Annotated in this window: 21 protein-coding genes and 1 riboswitch; of the genes, 10 read left to right on the top strand and 11 right to left on the bottom strand. The window is 45.5% G+C overall.

Translation table 11 applies throughout. The features are described from left to right. Nucleotides 1-105: 105 nt before the first annotated feature. Nucleotides 106-2,472 carry a TonB-dependent receptor gene (locus tag KUV50_RS12375; protein WP_222580477.1) on the bottom strand — a complete coding sequence of 789 codons (2,367 nt, stop codon included), beginning with the start codon at nt 2,470-2,472 and terminating at the stop codon, nt 106-108. Between the two features lie 365 nt (nt 2,473-2,837). Then, nucleotides 2,838-2,935: riboswitch (SAM riboswitch) on the top strand. Nucleotides 2,936-3,226: 291 nt separating this feature from the next. On the opposite strand from KUV50_RS12375, the gene KUV50_RS12370 reads away from it, so the two are divergent. The 8 genes from KUV50_RS12370 to KUV50_RS12335 all read left to right on the top strand — a co-directional run bounded on the left by KUV50_RS12370 (nt 3,227) and on the right by KUV50_RS12335 (nt 10,997). Further along, the gene (locus KUV50_RS12370) at nt 3,227-3,931 is read left to right on the top strand and encodes a phosphoadenylyl-sulfate reductase (RefSeq protein ID WP_222580476.1); all 705 of its coding nucleotides are present in this window, start codon (nt 3,227-3,229) and stop codon (nt 3,929-3,931) included. Between the two features lie 81 nt (nt 3,932-4,012). After that, on the top strand, nt 4,013-6,106 hold the full coding sequence (locus tag KUV50_RS12365) for a nitrite/sulfite reductase (protein WP_222580475.1): 2,094 nt from the start codon (nt 4,013-4,015) through the stop codon (nt 6,104-6,106). Beyond that, nucleotides 6,093-6,878 (top strand): uroporphyrinogen-III C-methyltransferase, encoded by a 786-nt coding sequence (gene cobA / locus KUV50_RS12360; protein WP_222580474.1) that lies wholly within the window; start codon nt 6,093-6,095, stop codon nt 6,876-6,878. The genes KUV50_RS12365 and cobA overlap by 14 nt, the downstream gene beginning before the upstream one ends. Further along, complete coding sequence (locus KUV50_RS12355) at nt 6,878-7,456, top strand: bifunctional precorrin-2 dehydrogenase/sirohydrochlorin ferrochelatase (protein WP_222580473.1); 579 nt, start codon at nt 6,878-6,880, stop codon at nt 7,454-7,456. The genes cobA and KUV50_RS12355 overlap by 1 nt, the downstream gene beginning before the upstream one ends. Nucleotide 7,457: 1 nt before the next feature. Next, nucleotides 7,458-8,534 (top strand): NAD(P)/FAD-dependent oxidoreductase, encoded by a 1,077-nt coding sequence (locus tag KUV50_RS12350; RefSeq protein ID WP_222580472.1) that lies wholly within the window; start codon nt 7,458-7,460, stop codon nt 8,532-8,534. Between the two features lie 245 nt (nt 8,535-8,779). Further along, the gene (locus KUV50_RS12345; protein ID WP_222580471.1) at nt 8,780-9,229 is read left to right on the top strand and encodes an OsmC family protein; all 450 of its coding nucleotides are present in this window, start codon (nt 8,780-8,782) and stop codon (nt 9,227-9,229) included. 205 nt (nt 9,230-9,434) lie between these two features. Continuing rightward, nucleotides 9,435-10,121: a tRNA (5-methylaminomethyl-2-thiouridine)(34)-methyltransferase MnmD gene (gene mnmD / locus KUV50_RS12340; RefSeq protein WP_222580470.1), complete on the top strand. Its 687-nt coding sequence runs from the start codon at nt 9,435-9,437 to the stop codon at nt 10,119-10,121. Nucleotides 10,122-10,349: 228 nt separating this feature from the next. Further along, on the top strand, nt 10,350-10,997 hold the full coding sequence (locus KUV50_RS12335; RefSeq protein ID WP_222580469.1) for a CPBP family intramembrane glutamic endopeptidase: 648 nt from the start codon (nt 10,350-10,352) through the stop codon (nt 10,995-10,997). On the opposite strand, the gene KUV50_RS12330 is transcribed toward KUV50_RS12335, so the two are convergent. The 6 genes from KUV50_RS12330 to KUV50_RS19435 form a co-directional block, all read right to left on the bottom strand. After that, entirely contained in the window at nt 10,979-11,167 is a 189-nt protein-coding gene (locus KUV50_RS12330) for a hypothetical protein (RefSeq protein ID WP_222580468.1), read from the bottom strand. The genes KUV50_RS12335 and KUV50_RS12330 overlap by 19 nt on opposite strands. Before the next feature lie 144 nt (nt 11,168-11,311). Continuing rightward, nucleotides 11,312-12,601, bottom strand: a complete 1,290-nt coding sequence (locus tag KUV50_RS12325; protein ID WP_222580467.1) for an LOG family protein — start codon at nt 12,599-12,601, stop codon at nt 11,312-11,314. Next, nucleotides 12,576-13,733 carry an aminotransferase class V-fold PLP-dependent enzyme gene (locus KUV50_RS12320; RefSeq protein ID WP_222580466.1) on the bottom strand — a complete coding sequence of 386 codons (1,158 nt, stop codon included), beginning with the start codon at nt 13,731-13,733 and terminating at the stop codon, nt 12,576-12,578. Before KUV50_RS12320 ends, KUV50_RS12325 begins: the two co-directional genes overlap by 26 nt. Before the next feature lie 3 nt (nt 13,734-13,736). Continuing rightward, the gene (locus KUV50_RS12315) at nt 13,737-14,996 is read right to left on the bottom strand and encodes a dipeptidase (protein ID WP_222580465.1); all 1,260 of its coding nucleotides are present in this window, start codon (nt 14,994-14,996) and stop codon (nt 13,737-13,739) included. A gap of 7 nt (nt 14,997-15,003) precedes the next feature. Beyond that, nucleotides 15,004-17,862, bottom strand: a complete 2,859-nt coding sequence (locus KUV50_RS12310; RefSeq protein WP_222580464.1) for a leucine--tRNA ligase — start codon at nt 17,860-17,862, stop codon at nt 15,004-15,006. 12 nt (nt 17,863-17,874) lie between these two features. Further along, nucleotides 17,875-18,006, bottom strand: a complete 132-nt coding sequence (locus tag KUV50_RS19435) for a hypothetical protein (protein WP_261395176.1) — start codon at nt 18,004-18,006, stop codon at nt 17,875-17,877. A gap of 33 nt (nt 18,007-18,039) precedes the next feature. Here KUV50_RS19435 and KUV50_RS12305 point away from each other — a divergent pair, with 33 nt between their 5' ends. Further along, entirely contained in the window at nt 18,040-18,465 is a 426-nt protein-coding gene (locus KUV50_RS12305) for a hypothetical protein (protein ID WP_222580463.1), read from the top strand. 182 nt (nt 18,466-18,647) lie between these two features. On the opposite strand, the gene pgl is transcribed toward KUV50_RS12305, so the two are convergent. Genes pgl through tkt form a run of 4 tightly spaced genes read right to left on the bottom strand, consistent with a single transcriptional unit; the run spans nt 18,648 to nt 24,381 of the window. Continuing rightward, nucleotides 18,648-19,388, bottom strand: coding sequence for a 6-phosphogluconolactonase (gene pgl, locus KUV50_RS12300; RefSeq protein WP_222580462.1), 741 nt, complete (start codon nt 19,386-19,388; stop codon nt 18,648-18,650). 11 nt (nt 19,389-19,399) lie between these two features. Then, the gene (gene zwf, locus KUV50_RS12295) at nt 19,400-20,908 is read right to left on the bottom strand and encodes a glucose-6-phosphate dehydrogenase (RefSeq protein ID WP_222580461.1); all 1,509 of its coding nucleotides are present in this window, start codon (nt 20,906-20,908) and stop codon (nt 19,400-19,402) included. Nucleotides 20,909-20,947: 39 nt separating this feature from the next. Next, nucleotides 20,948-22,363, bottom strand: a complete 1,416-nt coding sequence (gene gndA / locus KUV50_RS12290) for an NADP-dependent phosphogluconate dehydrogenase (protein WP_222580460.1) — start codon at nt 22,361-22,363, stop codon at nt 20,948-20,950. A gap of 11 nt (nt 22,364-22,374) precedes the next feature. Further along, nucleotides 22,375-24,381, bottom strand: a complete 2,007-nt coding sequence (gene tkt / locus KUV50_RS12285) for a transketolase (protein ID WP_222580459.1) — start codon at nt 24,379-24,381, stop codon at nt 22,375-22,377. 148 nt (nt 24,382-24,529) lie between these two features. Between tkt and KUV50_RS19600 the strand changes: the two genes are divergently transcribed. Next, nucleotides 24,530-25,906 (top strand): ATP-dependent RecD-like DNA helicase (locus tag KUV50_RS19600; RefSeq protein WP_222580458.1); only part of this gene is annotated, 1,377 nt, incomplete at its 3' end.

Genomic DNA, 25,906 nt, shown 5'->3' with positions numbered 1-25,906 from the left:
GCGTGAGTCATTTATATATATTGTAAATTATTATTTATAATATTTTATGATACAGAGCACTAGGAGTTGCCGATCCCAAGCAAATATCCGGTGCGTAGTTAAACTTTATTTGTCAAAATTATAATTCAATGTTACACCCACGCGGCTGGGAACTCCTTTCTGAACATAGTGACTTTCAAATCCTCTCATGTCCGTCGATGAAAAATAGAAGGCATTGTACCCGGTATTGAAGATGTTTTTACCCCAGAAATCTAAACCAAAGTTTCCTTTTTTGAAGCTTATTTTACCATTTGTACGACCATAAAAGGGTTGATATTCATCATTTGCTTCGGTCCAGTACATCTTTCCTGCACCAGCATATTGGATATTTATTCCTATTTGATCGAGAAACGACTCTTTTTTGAGCTCATGCAGATAACTCACGCCCAGATTCATGGTGTGTCGTGGTGCAAAAGGGATGTAATTTCCTGAATAATCGATTTCTTCCTGCGCATAATTGCTAAGGCGGGCATCTGCAAAACCGTATTCGCCATACAAGGTGAAGGAAGGATCCGGATTGTAGCGGACACTGAGTTCCACGCCCTTACTCTCTGATTGACCGGCATTGGTGACACTGCGTCCCACAGTGCCTTGCTGGTCTACGATCCGTGTAATCTGTATGTTGTCCACATTCATATAAAAAACAGCGAAGGTGGTGAACAACTTTCGGTCGTGCATCTCACTTCTTCCGCCAAGTTCATATGTCCAACTCAATTCTGGTTCGTACGACATTTTTTCTTCAAGGGTCAGTTCTGGTGTTCCAGAGGGTGGACCGCCGGGGCCACCACCGGGACCGCCGGGGCCAGGGAATCCTTGGAATGCATTCCGTATCAGAGACTCCATCAGGGAGCTTTGAAGGACTTTATAAAAAGCCTGTTCGTTGTATCCGCCGGATTTATAGCCTTTTGATGCCGACAGATAAAGTGAGGTAGATTCTGATACTTTATAACCTAAAGCCAGCTTGGGTAATATTTCCAGGTAGTTTTTAGAGAAACTTTCTAAAAAGGAAGTGTCTCCGTTAACCGTAAAAGGAGGAACCCCTGGTGGTTGCTTCAATTTTATCTGTATGTCGGCACCCTGGCTTTTTGCATCCAGATCAATTCCCGTTCGTTCGTAGTCAAATCGGACTCCTCCCGTAGCTGATAAGCCATTGACACCGAAAAGTTTATTTAAGGTAGATTGGTGGAAAATTGCGACGCCGCTGGACGGTTTTTTATACGTACCCGGAAAACCAATTTGGTCGTTCACGTAGGTGATTTCAGGTACAGCCGGATTACCGCCACCGATTCGGTCCAGTTGTGCCTGCAGGATAGCCACCCCATCTTTTTCGATCGTGACTGGTGCTTTTATGGTGTTGTTGTTGGAAAACGCAAACGCGCCTAGGACCCATTGATACGGATGGTCACTCTCTGACTTTAGGGTGAGTTCTTGACTCAGCGCATGTTCTTTCTGAAATTGGTTCAATGTAAATATGGATTCGGGTGAAAAGTCCTGATCCACCTTCATTCTGTCCTTGGCGAATTGATATCCTGCCGTGTAATTGAGACTGTACCCATTGCCAAAATAACGGAGAGACAGTCCGTTGGTGTATAAATCCCGGTTATAGGATCCGGGAAAATCATTTTCAATTCGTCCGGACGCTAAATTCATGTATGGAAAGGCACTTTGGGAGGTGTTTTCAAAATGAGAAAATACTTTGGCTGTTAGTTTAGAAGAAATCAGCCATTCCAGCTTTAAACGCGCCCCGCCACTTTCAGAATCATCAGCACGATCACCTGTTTCATCGTTGACAAAGTAACCATTGTGCCTTTTATAATAACCCGTCAAAGAAAGGCCGACACTCTTTCCCAGTTTGTTGTATGTGGAAGCTTTGGCATGGAAATGACCGTAATTCCCCGCCCCGACACTGGCAGCCAATCCCTGGTGACGCAGGGGGGAACGTGTGTATATATTCACAATACCACCGATTGCATTTCGGCCGTACAATGTGCCCTGAGCACCCCTCAGTACTTCTACACGCTGAATATCCTGCAATTCAAAATCATAGGTCGAGGTATTGAATCTGGGGACATTGTCCACATATAAGCTGACCGTTTGCGGGCCGTTCCGCGCTCCGATACCTCGGATGTAAACGGGCGTGGATACCTTGGAGCCATAGGAAGGAATAAAAAAGTTAGGTATATAGCCACTCAGTTCTGTCAGAGACTCTATATTCCCGTCGCTGATCTGTCTGGGGGACAATACAGACACCGAAGACGGAATATTTTTCATCAGGTTTGTCTCCTTGATGGAAGTATTCACAACCATCTGATTGAGATAGTATACTTTGATCGAATCTTCCCCGTTTGCCTGAAGCTGATCTTGCTTGGATTCCTGAGCATATAGATTGAAGGAAACCGTACTGATAAATAGAAATAGTATCAAATTTTTCATAACCATGTATATATTTTGATATCAAGGTCCGGTTTTAACATCCTACCCGGGTAAAAGTTGAGGCCAACCTTCTGAAATATAAAACTAAATTTGTCGATGAATGATATGAGTACAAAGAAGCGCAAAGGTTACAAATTTATTCCTCTTTATAGCTGTTCCGATCTTTCTTTTTGGAGCAAGTCGTCTTTTTTTATTATAAAATAAAAGGTGGTCAACGCCCTGTTTTATTGGAGTTTGAATGGGCAGATCATATTTTATTAAAAAAATGTAATGAAATGATTTGTTATTTAAAATATTGCATTCTATATTTGTTCTATCTTCAGTTGTGTTTTGCGCCTCAAAAGAGGTTATAGCAAAGTTCAATTGGTTTATAAAGAAGAGGTGAGAGACAGGCTCGGTGACCCTCTGGCAGCCCCTTAAATGGAAGGTGCCAAATCCTGACTTATTAAAGTAAATATAAATCATTGAAAAGTAAATTAGTCATGGACGCAAGTCAAACAATTCTTTCCCGACTACCCCAGAACGATCACTGTTCTGTTGTTGATTTTTCCTCCTCAAGTACGCTTATGCCACACATGTGCATGTGTTGCTGTTGTTGTTGCTAAAATTCATTCATATAGATTGAATTGATGCGAACACTGATGCCTGAGCGCATCTGGTATTTGCTATATTATTCGCCCTATATGCCCGGAGGCCTGCATTCCAGGTTCCTCCTATCCGCAATCCATTCTTTTAAAAGTACATTAATACACTCATGGAAAAGTTATATAATATCGATTTATTAAATGAAATATTAGGCAATGCTAAAGCACTTCCGGCACTTCAGTGGCTATCAGATCACACGTGGTTTCGGCCAGTTTTTTCCACCTCATTTGGCCAGGAAGATCAGGTGATTTCCGATCTCGTGTTTCGTAAGGAGCTGGATGTACCCGTATTTACGTTGGATACCGGCCGATTATTTCAGGAAACGTACGAAGTTTTTGATCTGACACGCAAGAAATATGGGAAAAACATTGAGGTGTACTACCCCCGGCAGGAATCGGTTGAGAAGTTGGTAACATCAAAAGGACCACACAGCTTTTATGATTCGATCGAGAACAGGAAAGAATGCTGTGGTATACGGAAGCTGGAACCGCTGACGAGAGCATTGAAGCCATACAATATATGGATTACAGGGTTGCGCGCCGGACAGTCTCCGAATCGACAGGCACTGCGTCGTTTTCAATACGATCCAAAATTTGATATAATCAAGTTCAATCCATTGTTGTACTGGTCTTTAGATCAGGTAGAGGAATATCTCAAGAACCATCATGTACCGCAAAATAAATTACATCAGCATGGATTTGTCAGTATTGGTTGTGCACCGTGTACCCGAGCGATACAGCCCGGCGAAGATATTCGAGCTGGTCGGTGGTGGTGGGAAACGTCAAAGAAAGAATGCGGTTTGCACTCAGAGTAGATTAATCTACCCATAATCAATAACCAAAACCAAGCGCAGCGTCCTTACACCCAACATCGCGGCGCACTAATACCTTACACTATGCAAAGCTTTAGAACAGAATTAGAAAATCCGGTGGTAGAAGAAGAACTGCTCGAGCTGGGACAAAAAATTGCCAAGTTTAAAAACGGGGCCATTCCCGAAGACCGATTTAAAAGCCTGCGTCTGGCACGGGGAATTTATGGACAACGCCAACCAGGCGTTCAGATGGTTCGGATAAAAATCCCCTATGGGGCACTCAACAGAAAGAAACTCGCTCGGATTGCTGCCGTATCGGATCGGTATTCCACGGGTAATCTGCATATCACAACCCGGCAGGATATTCAGATCCATTTTGTCAAGCTCGAAGATACTCCTGAACTCTGGGAAGAATTGGCACACGATGAAATCACTATCCGTGAAGCGTGTGGGAATACCGTTCGGAATGTGACCGGATCGCACCTGGCAGGCGTACATGTCAATGCTCCCTTTGATATCAGCCCTTATGCCAAAGCAGTTTTTGAGTATTTGGTACGAAATCCCATTTGTCAAGATATGGGACGTAAATTCAAGATATCATTTTCTGCCGCAGAAGATGATGATTATTACAGCTATATTCATGACATTGGCTTGATCCCCAAGGTACATGAAGTACACGGAAAGACAGCCCATGGGTTTAAAGTGCTGATCGGCGGCGGCTTGGGCGCTCAGCCCAATCTTGCCGATATCGCCTATGAATTTTTACCGGCTGATCAATTGATCCCTTTTGCAGAGGGGTTGATTCGCGTATTTGATCGCTATGGGGAGCGGGACCGCAGGAATAAAGCCCGTATGAAATACCTTATTAAGGATGTGGGAGCGGAAGAACTGATTCGACGCGCAGAAGAAGAACGGCAGGTTTTGCCATTCACCAGTTATCCAATTGAATACAGTGAAAAGGAAACCGATGCGGTGGATGGAAAATATGTTTTTGACCTGTCGGATCCGGGATTTCGGGAATGGTTCGCTTCGAATACAACCCGTCAAAAACAATCGGGGTACTATACCGTCGGTCTTCGTATCCACAATGGAGATATTTCGACCGATAAAACCCGCGCTCTGATCGAGGTGATGGCCTCTTTTGGCCTGGATGATATCCGGACAACGATCCATCAGAATTTTGTGATCAGATATGTCAAAGCCTCCCAGTTGGCTGCATTGTATAAAGCCTTGAAGTCCCTGGCATTGACACAGACAGGTCCGCAGGGATTGGGAAATATCGTTACTTGCCCGGGAACGGACACCTGCAACCTGGGGATTGCATCCAGCATGGGGTTGGCTACCCGGCTGACCGAATTACTGGAAGCTGAATATCCTGAGCTGGTCGCTTCTAAGGACCTTGATATTAAAATCAGCGGGTGTATGAATGCCTGTGGGCAGCACTCCCTCGCTGCGATTGGTTTTCAGGGCATGACCATTCGGGTCAATAAAAAAGTGGCACCGGCGTCTCAGATCCTTCTGGGGGGTAGAAATTTTGGAAACGGAGAAGGGCGATTTGCGGATAAGGTCATCAAAGTGCCTTCGAAGAAATCCGACCAGGCGCTACGTATTTTGCTGGATGATTACAGTGCGGGTAAACTGGGTAAAGAAGATTTTACGACGTATTACCTGAGAAAAGAAAAGGATTATTTCTACCAGTTATTGAAGCCACTGGCAGATACCACTGACTTTGAAGATGAATGGTTCCAGGATTGGGGGCGCGAGAAAGATTATGTCAAGGCCATCGGGGTCGGTGAATGTGCCGGCGTGGTGATTGATCTGACCCTGGTACTGATCGATGAAGCCGATGAACGACTCGTAAGAGCTCAAAATGAATACGACCAGGGTGAATATGCCCGTGGAATTTACCACACGTATACGGCATTGATCCACCTGGCCAAGTCCATGCTGATCCATACCGATGAAAAGCTTAACACGCAGCATCGGATCATCGAGTTGTTTGACCTGCATTTTGGTTCTCTCTTGGATCAGAAAGACTATTCGTACAAAGAACTGGTCTTGAGCATGCGACAATACGAACCGAACGAAGAATTTGCTTCCTGGTATATGGCAGAAGCACAGGATTTGAAAAATGAAATCATTCAATATCAAAAAAACAGTCACTATGAAAACGCATAATACACCCAAATTGACCCTCGTCGGGGGTGGACCCGGCGATCCCAAACTAATCACTGTCAAGGCTATTGAAGCGTTGCAATCTGCTGACGTGGTTCTCTTTGATGCTTTGGTTAATAATGAATTGCTCGCTTATGCCCCGCACGCACAAAAAGTATTTGTGGGGAAACGCAGGGGATGGAGCCGGTATACACAAGATGAAATCAATCGGCTGATTGTCAAACTGGCACATAAGTGTGGGTCCGTGGTCCGGTTGAAGGGGGGTGATCCGATGGTTTTTGGTCGCGCCCAAACAGAAATCGATTATGCAGAAAAACATGGATTGATCGTGGAGGTCATTCCGGGAATCAGTTCCTACAGCGGCATTGCGGCCTACAACAAAGTTCCTATTACCGAACGGGGCATCAGTTCGGGTTTTTGGGTACTGACCGCCACCAATGCCAGAGGGGAAATCACCAAAGATATTGACTATGCCGCCCAATCAAGCAGTAATGTATTGATTCTCATGGGAACGCGTAAACTCGACCAGATCGTGGCACGTTTTCGTGCACATCATGGTTCGGAGTATCCGGTGGCGCTGGTTCAAAACGGTACTTTGCCGACTGAGAAAACCGTAGTTGGTCAGCTGTCCAACATCGAACGACTGGTCGCACAGCAAGGCATTCAAAATCCCGCGGTGATCATTATAGGCGAAGCGGCCCGTCATGTTCGTCCCGGGTATTTTCATGCCTACGATGAATCGGTTGTTTCGTTCACGTCTAAAAAAATCAGCTGATGAAACCGACCAACACGTTATTTCCTATTTTTCTTCGTACAGATCGATTGCATATCTTGATCATTGGCGGGGGATCGGTGGCCGAGGAAAAATTGCATTTTCTATTTAAAAACAGCCCCGATGCACATGTGACAGTCGTAGCTCCGGAAATATCAGATGCGGTTCTGACCCATGCAGGGCAATACGATATATCTTTCCATCATCGGAAATATGAATCGACGGATATCGAATTGGGGGATCTTGTAATAGCCGCAACGGACCGATCGGAATTGAACCAACGGGTCCGAAAAGATGCACGTTCTGCTGGTAAATTAATCAATGTCGCAGATAAACCCGATCTTTGTGACTTTTACCTCGGCGGGGTGGTCACAAAAGGAGACGTGAAGATCGCCATTTCCACCAATGGAAAGTCACCGACTCTGGCCAAGCGATTGCGACAATTGTTGGAAAAGAACCTTCCGGATGAACTGAATGTGCTTGCTAATCATTTACATAGGGTAAGACCTCTATTTGGTTCAGATTTTAAGAGGAAAGTTGAAAAATTAAATACATTAACTGAAACGCTAATAGAAAATTGAAATGATACAAACAGAAGTTTTGATTATAGGGGCAGGCCCCGTTGGATTGTTTACTGTTTTTGAAGCCGGATTGTTAAAGTTGCATTGCCATCTGATTGATGCCTTGCCGATTCCCGGTGGACAGCTCAGTGAGATTTATCCCAAAAAACCCATTTATGATATACCTGGTTTCCCTGAGATACTGGCGGGTGACCTGGTAGATAACCTGCTGCAGCAGATCGAACCGTTCAAGCCAACCTATACCTTGGGAGAGCGTGCAGAAACCATCCAAAAAGATGAAGAAGGCCAGTATGTGGTGACCACTAATTTGGGCACAGTCCATCGCGCACCGGTCGTCTTTATTGCCGGTGGTCTGGGATCTTTTGAACCGCGCAAACCACCCATCGAAGCGCTCGCTGATTTTGAGAACAAAGGAGTGCATTACTTTGTCCGGGATCCGGATTTGTTTATCAATCAGGAAATCGTGATATCTGGTGGGGGAGACTCCGCCTTGGATTGGGCCAATTATTTTGCCGAGAAAGAATTATCACCAGCTGTGACCCTGGTACATCGACGTAATAACTTCCGAGGGCACCGGGATTCTGTTCAGAAAATGTATGATCTACAGGATGCTGGAAAGATCAATGTGGTGACCAATGCAGAAGTTGTTGATGTCAAAGGAACCAATGTTCTGGATACTGTGGTGATCAAACACAAAAGCGGGGAAATGGAAGAACAATATACGGATGTCTGGTTGCCCCTCTTTGGTTTAAGCCCGAAGTTGGGCCCAATCGGAGACTGGGGACTGGAAATTGAAAAGAATGCTATCAAGGTCGATCCCGCCGATTACAGTACGAATATGCCTGGTATCTACGCGGTCGGCGATGTGAATACCTACCCGGGAAAACTGAAGTTGATCCTCTGTGGATTCCACGAATCCACCCTGGCCTTGCAATCGGCTTTCAATATCATCAATCCGGATAAAAAGTATACCATGAAGTATACCACAGTGAATGGGATCCAGGGATTTGATGATAAAGAAAATGATGAGAAAGAGGAGAAGAATTTATCGTTGAACGGACACAATAAAGTTCATTAAATCCATAAGTTTTTAAAAAGAAAACCATGTAATACGGTCTTGCAGTTGGGTAGCAGCTGGTTCAAGGTAAAATGATCACCATATTTATGAAGAGGAATCCGCCATTGCTAAATCTGCATGGCCTGGGACACTTATTTCAAAACTATAATATTTCAAGAATAAAATGTTTGCTTCATCGATGAATGCAGTCCATTTTTTCAAACCAATTAAATTTTTATAACTCACTATTTAAAATTAAACAAACCATGTCAAACTTAACATTTTCAGTGAAGGGTCGAAACGAGAATGCGACCCGTTTTGTAGCGAATGCCCGCCATTTCCAATTGATCGTAGATGAGCCCGAAGAACTCGGAGGAACCGATCAGGCAGCCAATCCAGTCGAATTTTTATTAGCTGCCTATGCCGGTTGTCTCAATGTTATGGGGCACATCGTAGCTAAGGAGCTGGATATTGATCTGCGGTCCCTGGAAATTGATATCGAAGGCGATCTCGATCCCTCGAAGGTGTTCGGAAAGCCGACCGTCAACCGACCTGGTTATCAGGAAATTCGGGTCCGGCTTATTCCGGAATCCGACGCCACGCAGGAACAATTGAAAATATGGACAGAAACGGTCGAATCACGATGCCCTGTGAATGACAACCTGTTGAATCCTACACCGGTGAAGCTGGTCGTGGGTGCCGCGGTAACCGCCTGATGCATTGGCATTGAAGGAGCAGTACGATTGATGATTTTATGACGTTAGGAACTGGCCTGATATCTTGTTTCACAAGGTGTCAGGCCACTCCTGTTATACGGATATACGGTGAGATAACCGAGGAATGGTGCTTTCGGAAAAGAACACAACGCTATGTTTCAAAGAGAAATTGATATTTTTGCATTTAATAAAGAGATCATCCAATATGGAACAATCCAAATATCATCGCCCCACCATTCAATCCACCTCGGACGGGTCTTCTACGCTCAATCATTCGGTACTTGACGAACTATATCATTCACGACATGGCGCATGGACAGAAAGTCAGCACATTTTTATACAACATGGTTTGGTGCCGGTTCTGCAGGGTTCCGCCCAAGAGATCTCGATCTTTGAGATGGGATTTGGGAGTGGGTTGAACGCCGCATTGGTTCGTGAAGCTGCTCGTCGTTCTAAGATTCCGGTTCATTATGTAGCTGTCGAACTTTATCCGGTGGAATTGGATGTGATTGCTGAAATGGCGATGCCGGACCAACGAGCGGACGAACGAAATCGCTGGCTGGATCTGCACCAGTCGGCGTGGAATGAAGATGTGGAGATCGATCCCTATTTTGCCTTGCATAAGATTAAGGGTGCTTTTCCCGATCAATCTGTTCCGGGATCTGGAACTTATGATCTGATCTTTTATGATGCTTTTGCACCCGGTGCTCAACCCGAACTCTGGGGTATTGAGGCCCTGGGGCAGTGCTTTGATCTATTGAGGCGGGGAGGCGCATGGATTTCCTATTGTTCCAAAGGATCTGTGAAACGCAATCTCCGGGAAGTGGGATTTGAAGTCATCCCATTGCCCGGTCCGCCGGGAAAACGAGAAATAACCAAGGCAGTTAAGTAATTTATAGCGGGAGACACCCCATGGAAAACAACCGAAATAGATCCACGGAGTTTATGAAAATTTCATAAGGCATAAAAAATTATAGGTTCTTTTACCCTTTCGCTGATCACTTTTGGAGTTGCTATATTCTATGGAATAATGTTATTTACAAATAATATTTGTGTTATATTGTAGGTGTGTGAATGAATATTAGTATATTTATTCATCTACGCTTATAATTAATTACAGATGTCTGATGCAAAGCAACAAGCCTATCCTACTATAAGAGAGAGTTGGGTGATTCTTGGGGTTAATCTTTTGCTTCTTATTGTTACAATTCCTATTGGAATAATAGCCTACAAATTTTTAGATGATCAGCTTGCTTTTTTGATAGCCTATGTTTTTGTAAACGGAATGGTGTTCTGGTGGGCGTATGGGGTGAGAAAAAGTAAAACAGGTAGGAGTTCTTTCAGTCTGGATGGTTTCCTTCGCTTGTATTCTCCAAAGAAAGCTATTTTATATTCCTCTTTTCTTTTTGGTCTCGTACATATGAATCCATGGCAATTTATTACAGCCATGGTTGGAGGTGTATTTATGGGATGGGTGTATTATAGGACAAAAAATTTGTTTCTATGCATCCTAATCCATTTTGTGAATAATTTCATTCCAAGTGTTGCCAGTTATTTCTTGGGTCCTGAGATGAAAATTGAGCTTTCTTATACAGAATATTATGGAGGCATCGCACCAATGATAATTATTATTATCACGGCTCTTATTGTTGCCTTCACATCCATTTTTCTGCTATATGAAGAATTCGAAATGAGAGAAAAAATAGAATGGGGAGAGCTCGATCCAGCTGTCGAAGAGCACCACCAAGTTCACAAAGTAGGGGTGTAGATATCATCTTTATAGAACAAAAGCCCGACTTGCGGGCGACAGCTCATAGCCAGGGTCGTTAGAACCTGGAAAATGTCATCAGATTTATTGGATCCCATGGAGATGACAGGTTCATATTTCGTCTCTAATAAGGTGGATTTCACGATGGTATGGCAGTCTGTTGTACTCATATTCAACAAATTTTGGGGGAATTCTGAAAAAGAGAATATTTCTTATGAACATGTACGAGATTCCATATCCGCACCCCAAAGTAGGTACTAAATACACAGAGTGGCTGCCAAAGTGTTTCTTGGTGAACTTTGTGGTTAGAAATTCTATTTTTCATAAAACCTTTGGAGATGCGCTACTATTTCTTCGATGGTATCATAAATACCGAGGTCGAGGTTTTTCAATTTTCCTTCATAACTCAACTGATAGAGCAATGGGTATACCGGCCAGTCCCGGGCCCAAAAAGTTCGCCCCATAAAGATCATCGGACTGGCGTACTCCAGGGTGAGGTAATGATTTTGAGTCACCTCTTGAAAAACTTCCTGCGTGGTTCCGGCACGTCCCGGCGTAAAGACGATTCCTCCTTTTGCCAAGGCAAGCAATCCGTCTTCCCGGATGCTGTTCGTAAAATATTTCGCGATGTGACTGGCAAAGGGCGTGGGTGGTTCATGACCATAGAGCCAGGTCGGAATGCCCAGGCTGTATTTTTTTCCTCCGTCAATGGAATGGATTACCTGGAAGGCGGATGTCAACCAGTTGCTGTCCTCATAGGAGGGCGCTTGGGACAGGATCTCCAATGCTCTCAATACATCCTTATCTTCGGTGCCGGCGAGCCAGGCACCCAGGTGTGTGGCTTCCATTGCACCCGGACCACCGCCGGAAGCCATCAGCTTCCCTTGCTCGGTCAGGTGTTTGGCCAACCAGACGATTTTTCGATATTGTCTGCTGGTTCGAAGCAATTGGTGACCGCCCATGATCGCAATAATGGATTTGGGATCGTAATGGATCACGAAGTCTTCCAATGCATTTGTTATGGACTGGTCGTGCAGTGCCCGGGCAAGAGATTCCTTAAGATCTGTCGTATACTTTCCGGTTTTTATGAAATGCCGGAAAATAACCTGGTCTGGTGTATCGTGGAAAGATGTCGGATTTTCAGGAGAAAAACCTGCGTAAAGATCGTCAGCGCGGTACAGTTTATTGGGGTAGACATCGTAGGGTACATCCAAAGTAGGAAAGATGTAATTTTTATGCTGTAGAGCACATACCATGGAATTTTCCAGCGTACACCCCAGAAAAAGTGAATCTCTGATGTTAGCTTGCAAAAGTTCGTGCGCTATGTTGCTCAGATCCATATTGTGGAACGCAAGATTTGTCATGGGTTCGCCCTGATCACGCAATTTCCGGAATTCTTCAATGGTCTTTATTTCACGAGTCGTCAACATATCAATGATGATTGCAGCAATTATTTTAAAATGATGATTATTTTTAGATGTTGCGTCCGTTTTTTTTGTTCCGGTCATCGTATATTTAGAAAATTGGCCCGCTATGCGAAGTCGCTTTCTGAGGATATTCCATCCGATAAATATGCCATCACGAATCCAAACCCAGGATGACATCCATGAATTGGTACATATCCTTCTTGGTGTTGTAAAGATGCGGAGATACCCTTACACAATCCGAACGCATGGAGACGTGGATGTTTTTATCGGCAAAAGTTCTTTCCAGTTTTTCTTTTAATTCCGTTTTGAGCAAGTGGATGCCCACGATGTGGCTGCTCCGATAGTTGGGGTCTTTTTCGATCCAGTAGGACTTGCTTTTAGTGATCGTATCAAACAATTCTGCCGTCAGATAATCGCAATATCCCTGGATAATGTCCACCTTCCACTCCAGAATCAATTCCAGACTTTTTCGCAACATAGCAATGTGAATAAAATTGCTGTATTGACCACTGTTGTACCGCTGAGCATTTGGGCCGTATTTCTCCTCGTATTGGGTGAGTCTCGTAAAATCTTTGCTGTTTTGTCGGTTGATCCAATTTTCTTCAATGGGATTTCCTTCGTCAAAAGCAGGACCGAAGTATCCCACGGTCATACCATAGGGGCCCATCAGCCACTTGTATCCGGCGCAGATGAGCGCGTCTGGTTTTATTTCCTGCAGATCAAATTTCAGGGCACCAATAGACTGTGTTCCATCCAGAATTAACAGCGTACCATGTTGTTGGCACTTCTCTGCTATGCGTTTCAGGTGGTACCTGGTCCCGTCCGTCCACAGAACTGTCCCTATGCATACCGCAGCAGTTTGATCCCGGATGGCATCAATGATCGAATCGGTCAGCCGTTCGCCCCTGTTCTTATAGAGATCTGGTAGGGGAATGGTTTTTACATTGTGATGGCTGTCTGGCTGATGCCACGGGAACACTGCTGATGGAAATTGGTCTTCGACGATCAATACTTCATTCCCATAACCTGGTTTAATATTTTTGACCACATTCGCCATCCCGTAGGAAACGGAAGGAAAAAGAGCGATCCGATTCGGTTCGGGGTTGTTGATCAGTTGGGAAAATAAACTTCTTACTTCATCGGGTGTACTAAAAAAGGCTTCTTTTCCAATCGAAGTTGGGTTCATTTTCTGCCGGATCCCTTTTTCTCCGGCTTCCGCCACCACCATCGGCGTGGGGGTCATATATGCGGCATTCAAATAGGTCTCATCGTCCGGTAATTCAAAAAATTGTCGCTGGGTACTGATCATAAATTAGTGGTTTTCTGCATATGTTTGTACGGCGTTCCAGACCCGCCATACATTTTTGTAACAAATCTTTTCGATGTCCTCCCGGGAGTAGCCCCGATCCAATAATTCATCGATCAGATTCGGAAACTGAGATACATTTTTCAATCCTTCGGGCAAAGAATCTCCCACGCCATCAAAATCGGATCCCAGACCAACGTGGTCTATTCCGGCTATCCGTACAATGTGGTCAATGTGATCTGCTACTTTGGCCAGATCCGAGTAGCGCGGTGCATCATATGTTTTTCTGAACTTCTTTTCTTCCTTTTTGAAGTTGGGATCTCCTGGAGTGATGTTGTTATCTTCTTGATATTGCCTCCACTTGGCCTGGTAATCTTCCCGGTTTTTGGTAATCTGATTGTCGAGAAAATTGGAACCAAAATTCACTTGAATCACCCCGCCATTTTCCTTCATTTTCCGGATCATATCGTCACTCATATTTCGTTCAAAACCAGGTGTGAAGTGCCTGCATGAAGAATGTGATGCTATTACCGGTGTCCTGGTGACCCTCATCACCTGGTAAAAGGCACTGTCAGAAATGTGGGACACATCCACCATAATCCCGGTGTTGTTCATTCGACGCACCACACGGTAACCAAAAGGACTGAGTCCATTCCATTTTCGTTCCGGATCGTAGGATGAATCGCAGATCTGATTCCATTTACTGTGTGTCAAGGTGATGTAACGGATTCCACGATCATAAAAATAATTCACCAGGTCGAGGTCACTGCCAATGGGTGCGCCATTTTCCATCCCCATAGGCAGCGAAATCAAGCCCTTTTCAAAATTTTTATTGATTTCTTGCGTAGAGCGCCCGGATCCATATTTTTCCGGATAATTTGAGATGATGTATTCCACAAAATCAATGAGTGAATCCGCCAACTCCTTTGCTCCGCCAGTCTCCTGGTAGCTGGCCGGAATATAGATGCTCATAAACGGCGCATCCAATCCACCGGTCTTGGACCGGGTATAATCAAATTCTCCCCGTGGTGAATGGATGGCTACATCTTTATTATTTGCATTGATTTCACCATAATTTGCCCTGAAATGGTATGGAAAGTCAATATGGCCATCTGTAATGATCACACCGTGTGCGATGGCCTTGGCTTGCTTGGAAGCCGAGTGACCATTGTGCTGGCGTGGAGAGCTCATTTTTGGATGACAGGCAAAAAGTAAACTCAAGCCAAGTAGTACGGCACTGTAGATTTGGATATGGTGCAGTTTCATAACATGATTATTTGACAACGAAATTAATCATTCTTCCAGGCACGACGATGACTTTTACAACCGATTTCCCTTCCAGCCACTTTTGCAGTTCCGGTGCATGTAATGCCGCTTCTTCCAGTTCTTTTTTATCCAGACCGGTGTCGAAGTATGCGGTGGCTCTTTTCTTTCCATTGATGCAAAGTGGATATTCTACTTCATCATCAACCAGATACTTCTCCTCCGAGACCGGCATTTTAGCTTGATGAACGCTGGGAGATTCACCCAGCATTTCCCACAATTCTTCAGCCAGAAAGGGAGCAAAGGGTGCGATTAGTCGGGTCAATGGGTTTAAAATTTGTACTTTATTGCAGCGTGCTTTTTTTAGGTCGTTTACAGCCACCATCATCGCGCTAATGCAGGTGTTGAATGAAAATCGCGCGGAATCCTCTTCTACTTTTTTGATGGCCGTGTGAAGAATCTTCCATTCTGCTTTGGAGGGCTCGTCGGTAGATAGAGAAATGTGGTCTGCCTCATCAGTGAATAAGGACCATATTCTACGAATAAATTTAAAGACGCCTTCGATACCGTTGGTATCCCAGGGTTTGTCCTGCTCGATAGGCCCCAAAAACATCTCATACATGCGGAAGCAATCTGCCCCGTATTGACTGATAATGTCATCCGGATTGATGACGTTGTACTTGGATTTGGACATTTTACCTTGTTCGGAAATGGTCCGGATGACCACCGATTCCTCGTCGCCGTCTGTTACTTGGCCATTCTGATAGGTGCCTCCGGTACCGTAAAAGGTGGCGTTTTTAAAGTCAGGCGCCCAATCCGTGTACTGATCCAGTCCTTTTTTACTGAGATAGCTGTTTTCCTGACCGTAGTCTGATACGAAATCAACCAAAACTGGAATTTTGGCATATTGGTCAAGTTGGTCTTCTTCCACGAGATCGGCGGAATAAAATTCCTGCGTGCCGGTTGTGTTTTTTTTGAGAAGTATCGATTCTATGGTACCCTGAATTTTTCCCTGGTTGATTAATTTCTCGAATGGTTCGGACGTGGGCACGTAATCCAAATCATGCAGGGTCATATGCATAAACCGGGCATACATCAAATGGGCTACGGCATGTTCAGCGCCACCAACGTAGAGGTCTACGTTTTGCCAATATGCAATCGCTTCCGGACTGGCCAGCGCATTTTCATTGTGGGGGTCCATGTATCTGAGGTAATACCAGCTCGAACCGGCTACGGCCGGCATGGTATCGGTCTCCCGGGTATGATTTTTATCATACTGAACCCAGTCATCCAGTTTGGCGAGCGGTGACCGGCCATTGGTAGCTGGTCGAAAATCGTCCGTATCCGGCAGCTCAACCGGAAGCTCATCCAGTGGGACCGTTCTGGGGATATTGTTTTTATCATAAATAATGGGTATGGGTTCGCCCCAGTATCGTTGTCGGCTGAAGTTGGCATCCCGCAATCGGTAATTGACCTTCAAATGTCCGATTCCACGTTGCTCCAATTGTTCTATAATGAAAGGAATGGCTTCTCGGACTTCCATACCGTTAATAATTGAAGAATTGATCATTTTACCAACTTTATCCTCCCGGCTGGCATCCGGATATTCAGAGCGATCCACTACCTCAATAATCGGTATGTTATATTTCGTAGCAAAAGCATGGTCGCGCTCGTCATCAGCCGGAACGGCCATGATGGCTCCGGTACCGTAATCGACCAACACATATTCACTGATATAAACAGGGATTTTTTCCCCCGAGAACGGATGTCGGGCGTAAGAACCAGTGAATACACCCGTTACCTTTTTCTCGGCCATACGTTCGATATCGGAGCGGCTATTAACATATTCGATATATTCTCCGACTTCTTTGTTTTGTTCTGCTGTAGTCAGGGATGACACGTATTCATGCTCCGGGGCCAGTACCATAAAGGTAGCGCCAAACAAGGTATCAGGCCGTGTGGTATAGATTTCGAGTGATTTATCCGAACCGATCAATTCAAAATATATCGTAGCACCGGTGGATTTGCCAATCCAGTTTTCCTGCATGGTTTTTAACGGTTGCGGCCAGTCAATGTCATTCAAGCCCTGAAGTAGTCGATCCGCATACGCTGTAATCCGAAGATACCATTGGGTCATTGCTTTTCGTACCACCGGATAGCCCCCGCGTTCCGACACCCCATCCTTGATCTGGTCATTAGCCAGGACAGTTCCCAGTTCTTCGCACCAATTCACGTACCCAGTTTTGAGATACGCCAACCGATAATGCATGAGAATATCTGATTTGGTTTTTTCGTCAAAAGCTTTCCATTCTTTGGCTGTAAATGTGCTTTCATAATCCGTGTGCGCCGAACAGTTCTCATTTCCTTGTTGGCTAAAGTATTGAATTAACTCATCGATTGGGCGGGCTTTTTCCTGACCGGTGTCGTAATAATGTGAAAACAACTTGATGAACAGCCACTGTGTCCATCTGTAATATTCCGGAACACTGGTCGCTACCTGACGGTTCCAGTCGAAAGAAAATCCCAGGTTGGATAGTTGTTCACGATACCGCTCCATATTGTTTTTGGTACTGATGGCCGGGTGGATGCCGGTTTGCAGCGCGTATTGTTCGGCTGGTAATCCAAAGGAATCAAAACCAATCGGATGAAGGACATTGTAGCCAGACATCCTTTTCTGACGCGCATAAATATCCGAAGCGATGTACCCCAAGGGGTGACCGACATGGAGTCCCGCGCCGGAAGGGTAGGGGAACATATCCAATACGTAATATTTTGGGCGGGAGGAGTCGTTGGAGACGGTATAAATGTTGTTTTCCTCCCAATATGTTTTCCATTTTGATTCAATGCTATCAAAATCCAAGTGTATCATAGTGTTTTGTAATTATGGTGTAAAATGATGGCTGGCCGGAAAAGTACCGCCGACTGATTCCATGCGTACAGCCTTGTATTCCGCATACAGCCCAAAAATATAGGTATAAATCGAGATGAACTCCTTAATTAATGAATTTTTCACCGATTTTTGCGTTTTTTGTATAAAATACCTTTTATGAGAGCTATTGTGAATATTATCCTCATTGTGTTGATTGCCGTTATCGGTTACAACTATTTCTTTGGTAGTTCCGAGGAAAAATCCGATTCTCAGGAGATTGTGGATCAGGTCAAGGACCTCGGGAAAAGCATCGGGAGTCTGATTACGAGTGAAAAGCAAAAGATGGAAGAAGGGAAATACGATGGCCTTTTCGATAAGGTGGAAGGAATATTCCGGACGCTGGAACGGCAGTTGGGCGCAAATGATTCCGATCAAAAAGAAGAATTACAGGATTTGGAAAGGGATAAAAAGGCTTTGGAACGCGAAGTACGAGACGCTGAGGAACACGAAGTGAGTCCGGAAAAGAAAAATGAACTGGAAGAAAAATTACAGGAATTGCTTGAAAAAACTGAACGGTTGCTCGATAAAAACAACGAAGAATAGGCTGGTCTATGCCCGAATAAATGGTATCCCCGGATCGGTCGATTCCTTGCCATCTATCGTCCCCAGGGGACTTCAAGTACTCATCACTAATATTCCAGGGTCTCACGACCCTGGCTATGAACAATCGTCCGCGATGGGGACTACTATCTTAGCAACATTAAATACGCTACGCCAAATTATTTTCACGCCTCAATCTCTCCGGCCGCATCCCGATCCAGGAAAAAATGTACATTGGGACTTTTACGAATCAGCTGAGCCGGATATTCTTCCGGATTTTCCTCACCATGGAGCACTTCTTTCAGGGCATCGGCTTTATTCCTGCCTGTGACCAGAAAGGCAATATACCGGGAACGGTTAATCACCGGCGCTGTCACTGAAATCCGGTAGACATCTTTATCCTCCAGATAAACCTCCTTGACCCACGCACGCTGTTCCCGTACCAGGTCTGTGTGTGGGAAAATGGAGGCCGTATGGCCATCGTCACCCAGCCCCAGCAGCGACAGATCAAATGAATTTCCTTCGGGAGCGAACTTCGTTTGCAGTTCCAGTCCGTAGACGCTGGCCGATGATTCCGGTTGGTCTGGAGTCGGCATCGGATGAACATTTTCGGCCGAAATATCAATGTGATCCAGCAAAGCTTCTTTGACCATCTTATAGTTCGAGTCGGGGTGCGTGTGGGGCACTGCCCGTTCATCACCCCAGTAGAAGTGGACGGTCTCCCAGTTGATTCCTCTTTTGACACCTTCTTTCGCCAGGCGTTCATAGATTTGTCGGGGCGTACTGCCCCCCGACAGACTGATCGAACAATGATCTTTTTCCGTAAGTGAATCAGAAATAACGTCGACGATAAATCCTATGACAGCTTCCTGCCATAGCGTATTGTCTTTGAATATATGAAGTTCTTGTGGTTGGTTGGTTGACATAATATCGTGTTTTAATCTTCTAATGGCGCAGTGATCCAGTGGAATCCATCTTCGGCAATCAAGGCTTCAACTTCTTCGGGACCCCATGTTCCTGCAGTATAATTCGGGAATGTACCTGGTGGGTGATCTGACCAGGCTCTGACAAATGGCATGACGACCCGCCAGGCCTCTTCCACCTCATCGGAACGCATAAACAAAGTGGCATCACCGGTCATGATATCGTGAAGCAGGTTTTCATATGCTTCGGGCTGATCGTTTTCATACATGCCTGAATAGCTAAACTTGAATTCAGCCGGTTTGAGCCGCATATCCAATCCCATTTTTTTGGCTTGAAATCGGATGCGGATCCCGGTGGACGGGGATATGCTGATGATGATCCGGTTTGGAATCATGTGCTCCGAAGTAGTATTTGGAAACATCTGATGGGGAACCGAACGAAACTGTATCGTGATCACAGACATCTTTTCCGGCATCCGTTTGCCGGACCGTACATAAAATGGAACATTTTGCCATCGCCAGTTGTCAATAAAAAACCGGATGGCAGCAAAGGTTTCTGTATAAGACTTCGGATCAACTTTGACTTCTTCCCGGTAGCCTTTGGCCTTTTCCCCCTTAATCCATCCTTTAGCGTATTGGCCCCGGGCTGAATTTTTGAAAACTTCCTTGCCTTCGTATTGGCGGATCGCCCGAAGAACATCTACTTTTCGATTTCGTATTTCATCGGCATTGAAGTGAACCGGTGCTTCCATGGCCGTAAAACACAGCAGCTGAAGAACGTGGTTCTGAATCATATCTTTCAGGGCGCCTGCCTTATCATAAAAACCGCCTCGATCTTCCACCCCGACGGTTTCAGAGGCTGTGATCTGCACGTGTTCTATGAAATTTCGATTCCATACCGGTTCAAAAAGAATATTGGCAAACCGAAAAACGAGCATATTCTGGACGGCTTCTTTGCCCAGATAGTGGTCTATGCGGTAGATTTGCTCTTCGCTGAATATTTCAGTCAGCAGTTGATTGAGGTATTGAGCGCTTTCCAGATCATTGCCAAACGGTTTTTCCACGACAATACGTGAACAGGATTTGTCGTCACAAAGGTTATTACTTCCTAACTTTTTAGCGACGGGTTCGATCAGAGATGGGCTGATCGCAAAATAAAATACAGAAATGGCGGTTTCTTCCCATTCCTCTTCCAGGGATTTAATTTTCTGACCGATTTCCTGGTAGGATTTGTCATCAAACACATCGGAGATCAGGTAATGAATTTTGTCTTTGAAAGCATTCCAATCTTCTTTTTTCGCTTTTCCACGGCGGGAAAATTCATCCAAACCTTTTCTGAGGTAATTGCGAAATTTTTCATCGGTATATTCGGTTCGTCCCAGCCCGATAATAGCAAACTTTTCAGGAAGCTGATCATCGAGGTACAGGTTATAGAGCGCCGGAACCAACTTGCGGTTGGCCAGGTCACCACTTCCCCCAAAAATGGTGATTATCGTGGGTCTTAAGTTGTCTCCTGATCGCATGGTATTTGTGTTTTAAGTGTGAATTCGGATGGTGTAACATCAATGTCCCCATACCGTATGAAATACACCTTCTCGGTCCAGTCTTTCATACGTGTGGGATCCAAAGAAGTCTCGCTGCGCCTGGATTAAGTTGGCTGGCAGACGAGCCGACCGGTAGGCATCAAAATAGGCGATGGCATTGCTCATGGCCATGATGGGAACTCCAAAATCGATGCTCGCTTTGGCCACTTTTCTGATCTCATCCTGTAGATCATTGACCGAGGCTGCAATGTTATCATCCAAAAGCAAATTTTCTAAATTGGAGTTTTTGGTAAACGCCGTTCGGAAATCTTCCAATACTGCTGCCCGGATAATACAACCGCCCCGCCAAATCTTGGCAATTGTTGCCAGATCGAGTTGATAGTTATACTCAGTCGAGGCTTTACGCAATTGGGCCATGCCCTGCGCATAGGTGATCACAAATGAAAAATAAAGCGCTTTTTCGAGGTCATCAAGGCTGCACTGATCACCATCGGTCACTTTTTCTGGTACCGGGCCGGACAATTTATCGGTAGCTTTTGCCCGTTCATCCTTATATCCAGACAGGTCGCGCATAGCGACCGCCAGGTCTATACCGGGTACGGGGACTTGCAGGTTCATCGCATCCTGCGAGGTCCATTTTCCCGTTCCTTTTTGTTTGGATTCATCGCGGATCACATCGATGAGATCTGATTTGGTCAGAGCATCTTTCTGTCTAAATATTGCGGCTGTGATTTCGATGAGATACGATTCCAGACGATCATTGTTCCAGGATTCAAAAGCGGTTGCGATATCGTGATTTGACATTTTCAATACCCGCTTCATAAAGTCATAGGCTTCAGCGATGAGCTCCATCAGGCCGTATTCGATCCCGTTGTGAACCATTTTTACATAATGCCCGGCACTTCCCTGGCCCATATACGCCACGCATGGTTCGCCGTCCACTTTTGCGGCAGTGGCTTCAAAAATTGGCTGAATCCGGTGCCAGGAGGATTCTTTTCCACCCGGCATCATGCTGGGGCCTTTTCGCGCACCTTCTGCACCTCCGGAGATCCCCATTCCGACAAATTCTATGTTCTTCTGTTTCAGTGCTTCAATCCGTCGATTGGTATCGGTAAAGTGTGAATTTCCGCCATCGATGACGATATCGCCCGGCTCCAGATGAGGCAGTAGGTCCTGGATCACATAATCAACAATTTTACCAGCCGGCACCAACAAGATAACCACCCGGGGCTTCTTGAGAACCTGAACAAATGAAGGAACATCATACTTACCGGTAATCTTATACGCACGGGTAGCTTCTTTTAAGGCATCTACCTTGGATTTATTCTTGTCATAGCCCACTACCGCATACTGGCAGTCTGCCATATTCATCAGGAGGTTTTGCCCCATCGTTCCAAGACCGATCAGCCCCAATTCGTATTCCTGTTCCTTCATTGGTTGTTGTTTTAATTATTATGCAGCGCTTTGGCTTTTTTTACGATGTTCTCTACCGTAAAACCAAAGTGCTCAAAAATTTCTTCGTAAGGTGCACTCGCGCCAAAATGATCAACCGTAATAAGATCACCCTGATCGCCAACCCATCGGTGCCAGCCAAGTGATGCACCCGTCTCTACGGCCAGACGCTTGCGTACACCGGCGGGTAATACTTTTTCCTGGTATTCATTGGATTGCTGTTCAAACAACTCCCAGCTGGGCATACTGACGACACGGGCATCGATGTTGTCTTTGTGCAATTCTTCCTGTGCCTGGATCAACAGATGGACCTCCGAACCGGTGCCGATCAATACGACATCGGGTGTTGAACCCTTTTCAGGTGATATCACATAAGCTCCTTTATGCAACATATCAGCGGGCGCGTATTTATCCCGATCCAAGATGGGTAATTTTTGACGGGTCAGCACGAGCATGGTCGGTCCGCTTTGATTTTTTAGTGCGGCTTTCCAGGCTTCGGTGGTTTCATTGGCATCGGCTGGTCGTATCACGGTCAACCCGGGCATGGCTCGTAGGGAGGCCAGGTGCTCAATAGGTTGGTGGGTCGGACCATCTTCACCCAATCCGATGCTATCGTGTGTCATAGCGTAGATGACAGGTTGGTTCATCAATGCAGCCAAACGTATCGCTGGTCGCGCGTAGTCTGTAAATACGAAAAAGGTGGCTGCGTAAGGTCTTAACCCGCCGTGTAGTTGTATCCCACTCGAAGCCGCACACATACCCAGTTCCCGGATTCCCCAGGCAATATTTCGACCCTGGGGTGTTTCTGATTGAAAATAATCGCTGTTCTTAATGAGCGTTTTTGTGGAAGGCTCCAGATCAGCACTTCCTCCGACGAGCCAGGTGAGCTTGTCAGCGACAGCATTGAGGAAAGAACTATTCACCGCACGCGTAGCCATCGGACCATCCTTGGGTGAGAAAACCGGTACTTCGCTGTCCCAGTTTTCAGGGAAACTGTGGTTCAGGTGGGTATGTAGTTTTTCGGCCAACTTTGGGTGATCTTTCTGGTATTTAGCCAATCGATCATTCCACTTGGTTTCAGATTCTACCCCCGCTTCTACCACGGTCCGCATGTGGTTCAAGACATCATCCGGTATGAAAAATGGTTCAGCGGAAGGGAACTCGTAATATTCTTTGGTCTTCACAATTTCTTCATCGCCTAAAGGAGAACCATGGGCACCCGGTGTGTTTTGCTTATTGGGTGACCCGTACCCGATGGTGGTCTTGAGTATGATCATGGACGGCTGATCGGTATTGGACTTGGCTTCCTGAAAAGCTTCTTCGATCGCGTCAATGTCGTTTCCTTTTTCACCCAGATCGATGACCTGCCATCCGTGCGCTTTAAATCGTGCGACCTGGTCGTCGGAACAACTCATGCTCGCTTTTCCTTCGATGGTTATATTGTTGTCGTCAAACAAGCAAATCAGCTTACCAAGCTTCAAGTGCCCTGCAATGGAAGCTGCTTCGTGCGAAATACCTTCCATAAGATCTCCGTCACTACAGATGCAGTAGGTGTGGTGATCGATTATTTCATGGTTATCGGTATTAAATACTGCTGCCATGTGTTTTTCGGCCATCGCCATCCCAACCGCATTCGCAAAGCCTTGTCCCAGAGGACCTGTGGTCGTCTCTACGCCCGGCGTGTGGCCATATTCAGGGTGCCCGGCGGTCTTGCTTCCCCATTGACGAAAGTCTTTGAGGTCGTCCAGGGTCACATCAAAACCAGTCAGATAAAGCAGGCTGTACTGCAGCATGGAGGCATGGCCGCAAGATAGAACAAACCGATCCCTGTTGATCCAGTTGGGATTGCGCGGATTGTAATTCATGATGTTTTTGTAAAGCACGTACGCCGCCGGAGCCAGTGCCATCGGAGTTCCGGGATGTCCCGAATTTGCTTTTTGAACAGCATCCATCGAAAGCGTCCGGATGGTGTCAATAGCTAAGTTGGTCGTTTTATCCATGATATTGTTTTATACTATAATTTAATTTCAAAAGAATTGTTCGCAACAAATTTAGATGAAGTTTTCATAAATCACGATTCTAACAAAAAATTTGTTGGATTCCTAATGCTCCTTATAAATTCCTTAGTTTTGTGCTAATACTTTAGCTATGGAAATGAATGAAGAGTTTAGGCTGGCTGAACAATTTATAAAGGAAACGAGCACTTCGTTGTTTCTTACGGGTAAAGCAGGGACCGGAAAGACCACTTTTCTCCGGCACATAGTGAAAGCATCACCCAAAGACAGCGTGGTTGTTGCCCCCACAGGCGTCGCAGCTATTCATGCATCGGGTTCGACCATTCACTCCATGTTTGGATTGCCGCTCAAGGCATTTGTACCTGTCAATGATCCGGTGGATCACAACATAGCCAACAATCCCTTTAGCCTGGGGCGTCATCTTCGGTATCGAAAAGATAAAAGGAAGTTATTGCAGGAGCTGGAATTGCTGATTATCGATGAAATTTCCATGGTACGGGCCGATATTTTGGATGCGGTCGATTATGCGTTGCGGTACACCCGTCGAAATTCCCTGCCTTTTGGGGGAGTTCAGATTTTAGCGATTGGGGATTTATTTCAATTGTCTCCCGTGGTTCGCCGGATCGAATGGCCCGTTTTGAGTCCTTATTATTCAAAACCCTATTTTTTTGAGTCTGCCGCCTGGAAAAATCTGGGAGCGGTGACTTTGGAGCTTCAGAAAGTATACCGACAAAAGAATGAAACATTTTTATCGGTGCTCAATAAAGTGCGGACGGGCACAACGAGTCCGGATGATATTCAAATCCTAAATAAAAGGGTCATCACGGAATCCGAAAAAAAACAGCTCGCTGACACTATTGTACTGACCACGCACAATGCTACGGCGGATCGGATCAACCAATCCCGGCTGGATCAACTACCCGGTTCTCCCTTTAAATTCAAAGCCAAGGTCAACGGCGATTTTTCAGAATCGGCGTATCCGGTGGACGAAGCCATCACCTTGGTGGAAGGAGCTCAGGTGATGTTTGTCCGCAATGATACCGAGTCGGGGCGTTACTTTAATGGCAAGATTGGAAAGGTGATCGAGGTGGATGGTGATTCTGTCAAGGTTCGATGTGGAAAGGAAGCTCCGATCGATGTGGAACCAATCGAGTGGGAGAAGTTCAATTATAAAATGAATGATAAAGATGAAATCATTCAGGATAAGGTAGGTAGTTTTACACAGTACCCTTTGCGGTTGGCCTGGGCCATCACAGTCCACAAAAGCCAGGGGTTGACATTTGATCGAATAGCGCTTGATTTGTCCAGATCGTTTGCGCCGGGCCAGGTTTACGTCGCCTTAAGTCGTTGCCGGACCCTGGAAGGATTGCATTTGCACGCGCCATTGACCCTGCAGAATATTCTGGTGGATCGGACGATTGTTGACTTTTACAAAGCAGGGCAGGAGCGGCTGGATATGAAGAATGAGCTCGAAGCGGGACGGCGTAAGCAGTTGACACTACGCTTGAAA

Origin of the sequence: Membranihabitans marinus (assembly GCF_019802045.1) — a bacterium.
Taxonomy (GTDB): Bacteria; Bacteroidota; Bacteroidia; order Chitinophagales; family Saprospiraceae; genus Membranihabitans; species Membranihabitans marinus_A.
Note: the sequence above shows the minus strand (reverse complement) of the source record. Positions and strands in the feature narration are given on the sequence as shown.

What these genes read in the sequence shown, in the direction of transcription:
- tkt (WP_222580459.1), bottom strand. Translation starts at nt 24,381, where the DNA reads ATGGATAAAACGACCAACTTAGCTATTGACACCATCCGGACGCTTTCG.
- KUV50_RS12320 (WP_222580466.1), bottom strand. Translation starts at nt 13,733, where the DNA reads ATGATCAGTACCCAGCGACAATTTTTTGAATTACCGGACGATGAGACC.
- KUV50_RS12375 (WP_222580477.1), bottom strand. Translation starts at nt 2,472, where the DNA reads ATGAAAAATTTGATACTATTTCTATTTATCAGTACGGTTTCCTTCAAT.
- zwf (WP_222580461.1), bottom strand. Translation starts at nt 20,908, where the DNA reads ATGCGATCAGGAGACAACTTAAGACCCACGATAATCACCATTTTTGGG.
- KUV50_RS12370 (WP_222580476.1), top strand. Translation starts at nt 3,227, where the DNA reads ATGGAAAAGTTATATAATATCGATTTATTAAATGAAATATTAGGCAAT.
- KUV50_RS12305 (WP_222580463.1), top strand. Translation starts at nt 18,040, where the DNA reads ATGAGAGCTATTGTGAATATTATCCTCATTGTGTTGATTGCCGTTATC.
- KUV50_RS12315 (WP_222580465.1), bottom strand. Translation starts at nt 14,996, where the DNA reads ATGAAACTGCACCATATCCAAATCTACAGTGCCGTACTACTTGGCTTG.
- KUV50_RS12365 (WP_222580475.1), top strand. Translation starts at nt 4,013, where the DNA reads ATGCAAAGCTTTAGAACAGAATTAGAAAATCCGGTGGTAGAAGAAGAA.
- cobA (WP_222580474.1), top strand. Translation starts at nt 6,093, where the DNA reads ATGAAAACGCATAATACACCCAAATTGACCCTCGTCGGGGGTGGACCC.
- KUV50_RS12330 (WP_222580468.1), bottom strand. Translation starts at nt 11,167, where the DNA reads ATGAGTACAACAGACTGCCATACCATCGTGAAATCCACCTTATTAGAG.
- KUV50_RS12345 (WP_222580471.1), top strand. Translation starts at nt 8,780, where the DNA reads ATGTCAAACTTAACATTTTCAGTGAAGGGTCGAAACGAGAATGCGACC.
- KUV50_RS12350 (WP_222580472.1), top strand. Translation starts at nt 7,458, where the DNA reads ATGATACAAACAGAAGTTTTGATTATAGGGGCAGGCCCCGTTGGATTG.
- KUV50_RS12355 (WP_222580473.1), top strand. Translation starts at nt 6,878, where the DNA reads ATGAAACCGACCAACACGTTATTTCCTATTTTTCTTCGTACAGATCGA.
- gndA (WP_222580460.1), bottom strand. Translation starts at nt 22,363, where the DNA reads ATGAAGGAACAGGAATACGAATTGGGGCTGATCGGTCTTGGAACGATG.
- mnmD (WP_222580470.1), top strand. Translation starts at nt 9,435, where the DNA reads ATGGAACAATCCAAATATCATCGCCCCACCATTCAATCCACCTCGGAC.
- KUV50_RS12335 (WP_222580469.1), top strand. Translation starts at nt 10,350, where the DNA reads ATGTCTGATGCAAAGCAACAAGCCTATCCTACTATAAGAGAGAGTTGG.
- KUV50_RS12325 (WP_222580467.1), bottom strand. Translation starts at nt 12,601, where the DNA reads ATGTCATCCTGGGTTTGGATTCGTGATGGCATATTTATCGGATGGAAT.
- pgl (WP_222580462.1), bottom strand. Translation starts at nt 19,388, where the DNA reads ATGTCAACCAACCAACCACAAGAACTTCATATATTCAAAGACAATACG.
- KUV50_RS12310 (WP_222580464.1), bottom strand. Translation starts at nt 17,862, where the DNA reads ATGATACACTTGGATTTTGATAGCATTGAATCAAAATGGAAAACATAT.